Source organism: Borrelia hispanica CRI, assembly GCF_000500065.1.
In the GTDB taxonomy this organism is placed as follows: Bacteria; Spirochaetota; Spirochaetia; order Borreliales; family Borreliaceae; genus Borrelia; species Borrelia hispanica.
In genome coordinates this window covers 1-8215 of sequence record NZ_AYOU01000090.1, presented here as the reverse complement: position 1 = coordinate 8215, position 8215 = coordinate 1, and the positions used below count along the sequence as shown (strand labels likewise).

Genomic DNA, 8215 nt, shown 5'->3' with positions numbered 1-8215 from the left:
AGCCTCTACTTTAGAATAGATCTCTGCCAACTTTGTAAGTCCTTCACTACTATTCCCCGCAGCCTCCCCAAACATACGCATACGTTGACTAACTTCAGAAGCAGAAGCTCCATAAGATAACATGGTTTGAGCAGCACTACTTATAGCTTCACTAGTAAATGTGGTTTGTTCCCCAAAAGCATTCATATCATCGGCTAAAGCTTTTCCAAGACTATCGTTATTTAGCATCTGTGAAAAAACACTAACTTCATTGTTAAATGATTCTAAAGACTCCATAGCGCCTGTAAAAACATTATTAACAGCATTGCCCGCCATTTGAAGAGTTTTCACAATCAAAACTATAGGACCAATAGTATTTACCATTCTCTCTAAAGCGTCCGCTGCTGCATTTGCCATATTTTTTACATTGAACAAATTTTTACCAACACGTTTTAGAGTGCTCCCAACGCTTTTGAAACTTTTGGTACTATTACTTCCAACAACTTTGACGGCTGAAGCAAGATTTTTGAAATTATCACCCATCCTTCGAGTATTCTCAATCAAAGCTTCACACACAACGTTAAAACCATCGCCCGTATTTATGGTAGTCTCTAACCTTGACTTCAAATCTTCTAAGTTTTGAAATTCTTGTGACGCTATTTTTTGAAGTTGTTCAGATATATCATTCAATTTACTTTCATTGTTGGTAACAATTGACAAAGGAATTATAATATCATCAAGATTCATTTACTTATACTCTCATTTTCAAGTTTTTTGATGTAAAGATTGAGCTCATTGTACACAAGCACAAACCAATAATTTTGATCAAAAAGTCCTCCTCCTCGTGGAAGAATCCCCAAACTTCGTGAAATTAACGCCTGATTGATCAAATGCATCAAACACTCTTCATTGTATTTAATCCAATCAATTTCTTGTTTTATGTCTTCCAAAAATTTGCCGCCCTGCAATATTTCTGTAAATTTGAATAACTCGTCATAATGGTCTCGCTTAGCGATATAATGCAAGGCAAGTTCTACTTTTTTGCAACACGTTCTACCTTTAAAGTTTCAGACACATTGTAAATCTCAATTGCCAAGTTTGATAACATGTCTTGTAACAAAATAGCATCCTTCTCAACCACTTCCTTAGTTACAGGTTGATTATTCTGATCAAACAACCCAACAAATCCTACAACATTATCTTTCCAAATTTTTTTCATGAATTCCAACTGTCTCTTATTTACGTCTATAGTTATCTTAGGATCAATTTCTTTGAGAGAATTTTTAGACAATTTTTGAAATAATTCAATTTGAAAAGCCTTAAGCTCTTCGACAAATCCATAATTAATACCTTCAAGTATCACAAATGCATCTTCATTAGCAGATTTTTCTCTCTCAGCAGCAGTACCACTCTTAACTACATCTCCTTGTTTTCTAAGATAATCTGGAATATACGGCAACTCAATACGCCCTGATAAATTAACATTAACTAACATGAAAATATAACCTCCTCTCTAATCAAATTTCAAAAAACTTTGCGCCAGAAATATAATCGTAAGACATTGAAATTAATGGCTTTGAAAGTGTCAATTGATATTTTTGATCAATTCTTTGATTTGACAAATCTTGACTTGGATTGAATGTTGCAATTTGTCCTTCGCCAACCATGAATTTAGTTCTTTGATCTTCACTTTGTCCTTGATTTACAAAAAGCACAAAAAACTCATAATTACGTGGTAATATTTGTTTACCAATATCATATTTGCCATTATCATTCGTCTTCTTACTAACATCCCGATTCGTAAAATGAGAATTTTCTACATAAGTCTCAATCAACTCATCCTTATTCTCAGAAGTCTCACGAATAGAATATCCTGAAAACTCAACTGTTTGTTCTGGAATTTTCCCAATAGCCGAAATTGAACCACACACTGTCTTCAAAGTCTCAGTAGCTTTGGTTGAACTGATTGAATATGAATAACCAATACAATAAGTTCTGAAAAGTAATACTTCTATCTCATCATTATCACCAAAACAACCCTTCAACGAATTGTAAATGGCATCGTGATAGTAGAAAATACTACCTTGTTTCAAATCCAAAGTTCCAAGCTTAGAATTTGCACCGACAGTTTTTACCCTGAAAACACATTCTTTGATTGATTTCCATTTACTAGGTTTTGTAGTTGAAAGAGGTAAATCTTTTACAACCAAATCTTTCGGTTCCCCATCACTAGGAGCAGTCTCGCTCTTAATTGTGCTCCCCGTAAAGCACCATTTGAATTTCGGTATATTAACAGATACCAAAACAAGCCCTAAGGGCGTTTTCAATTTTTGTTCAGCCATTTAATTCCTCCTTTTTGCACACGATAAACCCAAATCACTACTGTTAATCCTAATACCAAGAGTGCTCCTTATTATAGTTACCATCTGAGTATCTTTGTCATCGTCCTCTAAAATTTGTGAATCATCAATGGAAAACGATTGAAGAGAATAGTTTACAACTAAAAAATTAACTATTAAAGTTGCAATCTCAAGACCAATAGTTGGTTTGTGCTCTGTGCACTCTGTGTAAACTAAAAAATCAAGACTTATAGCAAATGAATAACTTTGACACTTAAGTACAATCTCACCTAAGCTTTTTAATGCGAAAACTACAACTGGAAGCTTCAATGTCGTACAAGTAGGGATCTCAGATTTGTAAAAAATTTGAGTTGTTGCAAACTTATTAGAAAACAAATAATTATTTAAATCTTTCTTCAATGTGTGCAAAAATTTTTCAATATATTTCATTTTAACAAATCCTTCGTTTTGGGAATAAGATCTTTCTTGATCCAATCTGTATATTGTTTTTTAGGTCCTCTATTTTTGATCTTGAGCCATATAGGAACAGCTGAATCAATGAGTCCCTTATGCGAAGCCCATATTCTAACCCTAGACAAGCTAAGATTAGAATATGAACTGTATGCATCCCCTGAATCTAACATCCTAGACAAAGGAGAGTTTACTTTAACCTCAATATTGAGACCTTTAGAAGTCTCTTGAGTTTGAATACTAGTGATATTACGAAGTCGACCTGGAACTTGCGATCGTAAAACACCAAGATTCTTATTTATTCTAGATCCAATAAAACTTTTTGCTTTATTAAAAATCGATTTACTAATCTTAGACTTAATATCATTAACGCCAATCACAAATCTCAACCTCCTAAACTTACTTAACCAATGCTCAAAAAAGTACTCTGATCAACTCTAGCAAAAAGAGAATCAATCTGATCAATCAACTTTTTGAATTTGCAATCTTTTTGAGTCCCAGACTTAAAGCATTTAGCATGAAATACATCAGTATACACTGCCTCTATCAATATAAATAACCAATTATTATAAGCATCACTTTCCATATAATAAAGACCCAGAATCGACTTTGTATACCTCAAACACTCTAAAAGCTCTGGTCTAAGACTCAATGGTATATCTATACGACCATCATCTTTCATACACATCATACGTAAATATTCTATAGAAGTCATACTGATCCACTTATTAAGTAAAACATCGTTATCACTAATATCAACATGATTCATATATTAGTCAATCTCTCGATAATCCAAATAACTAACTAGTAATAGTTATCTCAACAACTTCTTCTGGACGCAAATGAACAACTCCTGCTGTATGCATTGATGCCTGGATATATTCATATTCCATGTCTCCAAATCTTCTAAAACCTATTTCAGACATAATAGGAACAAACATTATTGAAGGATTAACTTCGTAAAGAACCGGATGTTCAAGTCCTTTTAATACTGATATTGATATATTATGGTCTTTCAGAAGTGCATCTCGTATTGTTATATAATGAGGTTCATCGTAAAGATCTACTAAGAGAGATGAAAACTTATGGGGTAATAATACCATATAAGATCCATTCAATATTTTCTTATACTTCTGAGATTTACGTTTAGCTTCTACAACTTTTTCATATAACATAGTTCCACTAGTTAATGACGAAACCGATGTAGCTGTTAATTTCGTTCTACCAGAAAGTGTTGCAATACCTTCTATATTCCTAAATGAGTCTCCAAAAATAACCCAATAATAAACGGTTTTCATAAGACCATGTTCTAAATCAGCCTTAATTGAATTATTATTCTCAGTACCAAACATCAAAGAACTGTGTGATACAGATATCCTGCAATCAAGTAAATGCATTTTGTGTGAAACTCTATCAATCTGCGGCCGACGCCTATAAAACACACAACACCCATCTTGAATTTCATCTTTACTAATCACCCTACAAGACACTAAATCTTGAAGCCCCTCTTTTTTTGCAAGACTTACAATATCTCCATTATAACTACCAACAGATTGTGAAAAAAAAATACTTTGATCCATATATTAGTCAATCTCTCTATAAGCCAAATAACTAACTACTAATAGTAATTTCAACAACTTCTTCTGGATGAAAATGCACAACTCCTGCTGATTCCATTGATGCAATAATATACTCACCATCAGCCGCTGAAAACTTTCTAAAGTATATTTCGGATAAAAATGGCATAAACATCACTGACGCATCAGGCTCATATAGAACTGGATGTTCAAGTCCCTTGACGATCGATGTTATTATCTTATGGTCTCTAATAAGTGCATCGTTTACCGTTATATACTGAGGCTCACTGTAAAGATCTAATAAGAGATGTGAAAACTTATGTGGTAATAATAAGATATAAGCTCCACCAATTTTTTTCTTATATTCCTCAGATTTACGTTTAGCTTCAACAACCTTTTGATGCAAAGTAACACCAGTAGTTAATGACGAAGCCTGTGTAGCCGTCAATTTAGTTCTACCAGAAAGTGTTGCAATACCCTCCATTTTTATCGATGGTCTGCCAAAAACCACTGAATCAAAAGCATTCTCCATCAGATTAGATTCTAAATGGCTTCTCACCTCATCTTCACTTATGGTACCATGCATCAAATCATGTTGTGATATACGTTGAAGTGTATCAAATCTGTGCATTTTGTACGTAGCTTCTTGCATTGGGTTAGAACTCATCCCAATTTCATTAATATAATCACCAAAACCTGTAGTAACATTAGAACGCGACGATTTCTTACGAACCACATAATACCCATCTCTGAGGTCATCTTTGCTTATTATCTTATAAGGTATCAAATCTTCAAGTCCATTTTTTGCAAGTTTTACAATATCTCCATAATAAGTACCGCTCGATTCCATCAAAATATTTCTACTCATATAATAACCTCCTTGTTTTTACGATGAAAATTTCCTATTACCGCTAGTATCATATTCATGACCAATTTGAACATCTAATAACACAACTTTACTTGAAGTACTAATGCTAATGTCCTTGATTCTACCCACCTGAACCCCACCTTTACCATTTTTGTCTTGGACAAGTTTGCCATCTTTCAGAAAGACATAATGCCCAATTTTAGGAGTTGTATATGATGTATCAAGAGTTACTACTACTTCACCACGTCTTCTAATAGGAACAACTTCTCCTGGTAAGTACTTTTCTGTTTCATATGAAGGTATATAGGTCTTTTTCATAGCAAATCCACGAACAACATCAGTGTTTGTAGTACTAGATGTTGCTTTTTTTACCAAAATATCTCCCATATTAGAGGACTTACTAACTATTACTAAATCCCCAGGCAATATAGCCTCTGAATCAGCATCAACTATTGCAGACTCAGTTTCATGAATTCCACTCTTATGTTCAAATCCTGGTAAAAAACTTTTTTCTGAACCGGAAAAACTAAATTTATGCATGCGCAAACCCAACATTAGCAATTTTATCTTTATATCTCTGTGCCATGGTATTATTTACAATCTCTCCAACAGATCTACCACGTGCATTATTCATTTGCTTGTAAGCTGTAAGTTGTTGTACAAGGAAACTCATATTATCAATCTGTGCATCAAGATCTCCAGATTCATCTACTTGAACTTAATATCATATTTTCTTTTCATAGCATCTAAAAATGCCAACTTTGCATCCTTGATACTACTAACCTTTTCAAATTCTGGAGAAATATCATACTGCTTGGACGCATCCTGTAATTGTGACAAAATCTTAGAATCCCTGAATGCATTAAGTTCGGCCTTCTTTTCAGCTTGTTTCTTATCTCTCTCACCTTCTGCTAATCTCTTCTCAAAATCCTGAATTATCTCTGGTATTCTCTTAGAATCTGAGATCAACTTTTCATACTCTTCAAAAGAAATTGTTACACTTTCTCTATTACCAACATCAGAAGCAAAATTATTGGTAGTTGATAAAGAAATATCATCTAATTGTTCACTTTTCATATTTACCTCCTTTTTCCAAAGTCAAACAACTTACATAAATCAATTCTCACTAAACTTGCAAAAATTCGTTAAGTTCAAACTGAATTTTGTTCACAAGATCTAAATTACCCATCTCATTAGCCTTTTCTAAAATATCTGCATATAAAGACAGAGTACGCGCATGTTTCTCTTCAATATCAGCTTGTTCTTTTTGACTAATCGGCTTCACAGCCTTAAATTGCCAATTAGATTCAAGTCTAAATTTCTTCAGAACTGCATTGATAAAAGGCGCCATCATTAACTTACATATTTGCTCAATATTCAGATAGAATATGTCATAATTTCCAACACTTCCCTCCCCAGACGGAGATGTGGGATATAGTACTTCTTTAGGAATTCCAGAATAGAGCGTCACATCAGACACAATAATCTCAAATGCATCTCTTATAGGACTTACAGAACGTGTAATATTTGCAATATCATCTTCTTTACCAAGTATCATCATTTTATGATTACTATCCAAAACCCCTTCTACATTTTTCTTAAGTTCAGAAAGATCATGTGCCGTCATATCTTTGATTGATGGCAAAGTTGCGGATTTTAGAAAAGTAAAATTGTTAACCTTCAAAAAACCAACCGTCTCATCAAGCAAAGAATTCATCATGCGACTACTCTTCTCTAAAGCCGAAAAATTCAAAAATGACGACTTCATTTTGATAACACGAGTCGGATGTATATGATCAACAGAAAAATCATCTGCATCACAAACCTCACCAAAATTGAAACAACGAGATTCAAAACCATCCTTCAATGGTGTGCGGGGATCTTCAGAATCAGGAACTACTATGTAAAAAGCACTTTCCCCCGAAATAATTGAGGTGTAGACCATCTTTTTGATCACGCTTCTAAAATTGTTATCAAAAAGCACATCAAGCCCATCTCCTTTTTTGTGCTCAATGTCTCTAGATGCTGCAAATCCTGCATATATTTCTGCTACTTGATGAGAAAGTCTTGACGAATCTCTATTCAAACAACTGCTGCTTGTCGGATAAAATATTGAATTTGAAGCAGCACTCTTATCAAAATTCCTTTTAAAAAAATTAAACTTAAACAATCAAACCTCCGTAGCCCAATTACGTAAAAATGGACACAGCATTCAAAAATGCTGGTATATACTGTAAATCTCTTTGCATAACAATATTTGTAGCTATACCACTCTCACTAGAAAAAGACTCATCATAATAATATTCAGTGTCATGAAACTCTAAAATTACGTCTTCGGTCTCTTCTTTTTTTACAACATTCAAATTATTGGGGATAAGATAATCTGAGAGAACATACAGACTACGATTTCTAGCCATCAAAGAACCTCTACCAAAACGAGACAAAACATATCTTAGCTCTTGTCTAGTATGTGGTAAAACAAAAGTTCCCCTAAAACGCGCAAATTCAAGCTGATAATCTTCGCTTGAAAGTAATACTTTACTACTAGCATTAGTTACAACTGTTAGTGGCAGATAACCAAGTCTTCCAACAAGAATTTCTATCAAGCAAACTCTATTTCCTTTTATGTGCACTCCAGTGTAAAAACTGCCTTGTACTCTAGATATCAAACTTTCATCGCACACTTTAAACTGTTTTATAAATCTAGCAGTTCCAAATTCAAATTCTTCACCTAAAACTTCAATTCTAAACCCAATATCATTGCCATGATACGCAAGTTTTTGTTTCTCTAACCAAGAATTAACATCGCCTCCATTCAAAAATGGATTGTCTCTATAAGTACTTTTGATCACACACACTGAAGGATTATCTTCATTTGCAATATAACGTTTGTAAAGCCAATGAGAACGCGGAACTGGATTGCTCGACATATAGATTCTACCACCTCTTTCTCTCATTGTCGGAATAAGTTTTTCAATATC

At 33.8% G+C, this 8215-nt stretch carries 13 protein-coding genes and 1 pseudogene; all 14 read right to left on the bottom strand.

Annotation, left to right across the window (positions count from 1 at the left end; all coding sequences use genetic code 11):
* Window positions 1–726 (bottom strand): annotated as a pseudogene (locus U880_RS0102565) (tape measure protein); the annotation flags it as partial.
* A complete protein-coding gene (locus U880_RS0102560; protein ID WP_235047993.1) occupies window positions 723–1004 on the bottom strand; it encodes a hypothetical protein in 282 nt (93 codons plus the stop codon). The pseudogene U880_RS0102565 and the gene U880_RS0102560, both read right to left, overlap by 4 nt.
* Before the next feature lie 8 nt (window positions 1005–1012).
* Complete coding sequence (locus U880_RS0102555; RefSeq protein WP_024654640.1) at window positions 1013–1474, bottom strand: hypothetical protein; 462 nt, start codon at window positions 1472–1474, stop codon at window positions 1013–1015.
* Window positions 1475–1496: 22 nt separating this feature from the next.
* On the bottom strand, window positions 1497–2321 hold the full coding sequence (locus U880_RS0102550) for a hypothetical protein (protein WP_024654639.1): 825 nt from the start codon (window positions 2319–2321) through the stop codon (window positions 1497–1499).
* Window positions 2322–2768 carry a hypothetical protein gene (locus U880_RS0102545; protein WP_024654638.1) on the bottom strand — a complete coding sequence of 149 codons (447 nt, stop codon included), beginning with the start codon at window positions 2766–2768 and terminating at the stop codon, window positions 2322–2324.
* On the bottom strand, window positions 2765–3169 hold the full coding sequence (locus U880_RS0102540; protein WP_024654637.1) for a hypothetical protein: 405 nt from the start codon (window positions 3167–3169) through the stop codon (window positions 2765–2767). Before U880_RS0102540 ends, U880_RS0102545 begins: the two co-directional genes overlap by 4 nt.
* Window positions 3170–3192: 23 nt before the next feature.
* Window positions 3193–3558 carry a hypothetical protein gene (locus tag U880_RS0102535; protein ID WP_038358983.1) on the bottom strand — a complete coding sequence of 122 codons (366 nt, stop codon included), beginning with the start codon at window positions 3556–3558 and terminating at the stop codon, window positions 3193–3195.
* 31 nt (window positions 3559–3589) lie between these two features.
* Window positions 3590–4369: a hypothetical protein gene (locus tag U880_RS11135; RefSeq protein WP_024654635.1), complete on the bottom strand. Its 780-nt coding sequence runs from the start codon at window positions 4367–4369 to the stop codon at window positions 3590–3592.
* Between the two features lie 31 nt (window positions 4370–4400).
* Window positions 4401–5234, bottom strand: a complete 834-nt coding sequence (locus U880_RS0102525) for a hypothetical protein (RefSeq protein ID WP_024654634.1) — start codon at window positions 5232–5234, stop codon at window positions 4401–4403.
* An 18-nt stretch (window positions 5235–5252) separates the two neighbouring features.
* Complete coding sequence (locus U880_RS0102520) at window positions 5253–5789, bottom strand: structural cement protein Gp24 (protein WP_235047992.1); 537 nt, start codon at window positions 5787–5789, stop codon at window positions 5253–5255.
* Complete coding sequence (locus U880_RS11740) at window positions 5767–5907, bottom strand: hypothetical protein (RefSeq protein ID WP_235047964.1); 141 nt, start codon at window positions 5905–5907, stop codon at window positions 5767–5769. The genes U880_RS0102520 and U880_RS11740 overlap by 23 nt, the downstream gene beginning before the upstream one ends.
* 35 nt (window positions 5908–5942) lie before the next feature.
* A complete protein-coding gene (locus tag U880_RS09965; RefSeq protein ID WP_235047965.1) occupies window positions 5943–6311 on the bottom strand; it encodes a hypothetical protein in 369 nt (122 codons plus the stop codon).
* 49 nt (window positions 6312–6360) lie between these two features.
* Window positions 6361–7404: an anti-CBASS protein Acb1 family protein gene (locus tag U880_RS0102510; RefSeq protein WP_024654381.1), complete on the bottom strand. Its 1044-nt coding sequence runs from the start codon at window positions 7402–7404 to the stop codon at window positions 6361–6363.
* A 19-nt stretch (window positions 7405–7423) separates the two neighbouring features.
* Window positions 7424–8215, bottom strand: a 792-nt coding sequence (locus U880_RS0102505; RefSeq protein WP_024654382.1) for a PBSX family phage terminase large subunit, incomplete at its 5' end; no start/stop codon positions are given.

Excerpts from the sequence above, each read along its gene's own strand:
- U880_RS0102555 (WP_024654640.1), bottom strand. The coding sequence starts at position 1,474 with ATGTTAGTTAATGTTAATTTATCAGGGCGTATTGAGTTGCCGTATATT.
- U880_RS0102550 (WP_024654639.1), bottom strand. The coding sequence starts at position 2,321 with ATGGCTGAACAAAAATTGAAAACGCCCTTAGGGCTTGTTTTGGTATCT.
- U880_RS0102545 (WP_024654638.1), bottom strand. The coding sequence starts at position 2,768 with ATGAAATATATTGAAAAATTTTTGCACACATTGAAGAAAGATTTAAAT.
- U880_RS0102535 (WP_038358983.1), bottom strand. The coding sequence starts at position 3,558 with ATGAATCATGTTGATATTAGTGATAACGATGTTTTACTTAATAAGTGG.
- U880_RS11135 (WP_024654635.1), bottom strand. The coding sequence starts at position 4,369 with ATGGATCAAAGTATTTTTTTTTCACAATCTGTTGGTAGTTATAATGGA.
- U880_RS0102525 (WP_024654634.1), bottom strand. The coding sequence starts at position 5,234 with ATGAGTAGAAATATTTTGATGGAATCGAGCGGTACTTATTATGGAGAT.
- U880_RS0102520 (WP_235047992.1), bottom strand. The coding sequence starts at position 5,789 with ATGTTGGGTTTGCGCATGCATAAATTTAGTTTTTCCGGTTCAGAAAAA.
- U880_RS11740 (WP_235047964.1), bottom strand. The coding sequence starts at position 5,907 with ATGAGTTTCCTTGTACAACAACTTACAGCTTACAAGCAAATGAATAAT.
- U880_RS09965 (WP_235047965.1), bottom strand. The coding sequence starts at position 6,311 with ATGAAAAGTGAACAATTAGATGATATTTCTTTATCAACTACCAATAAT.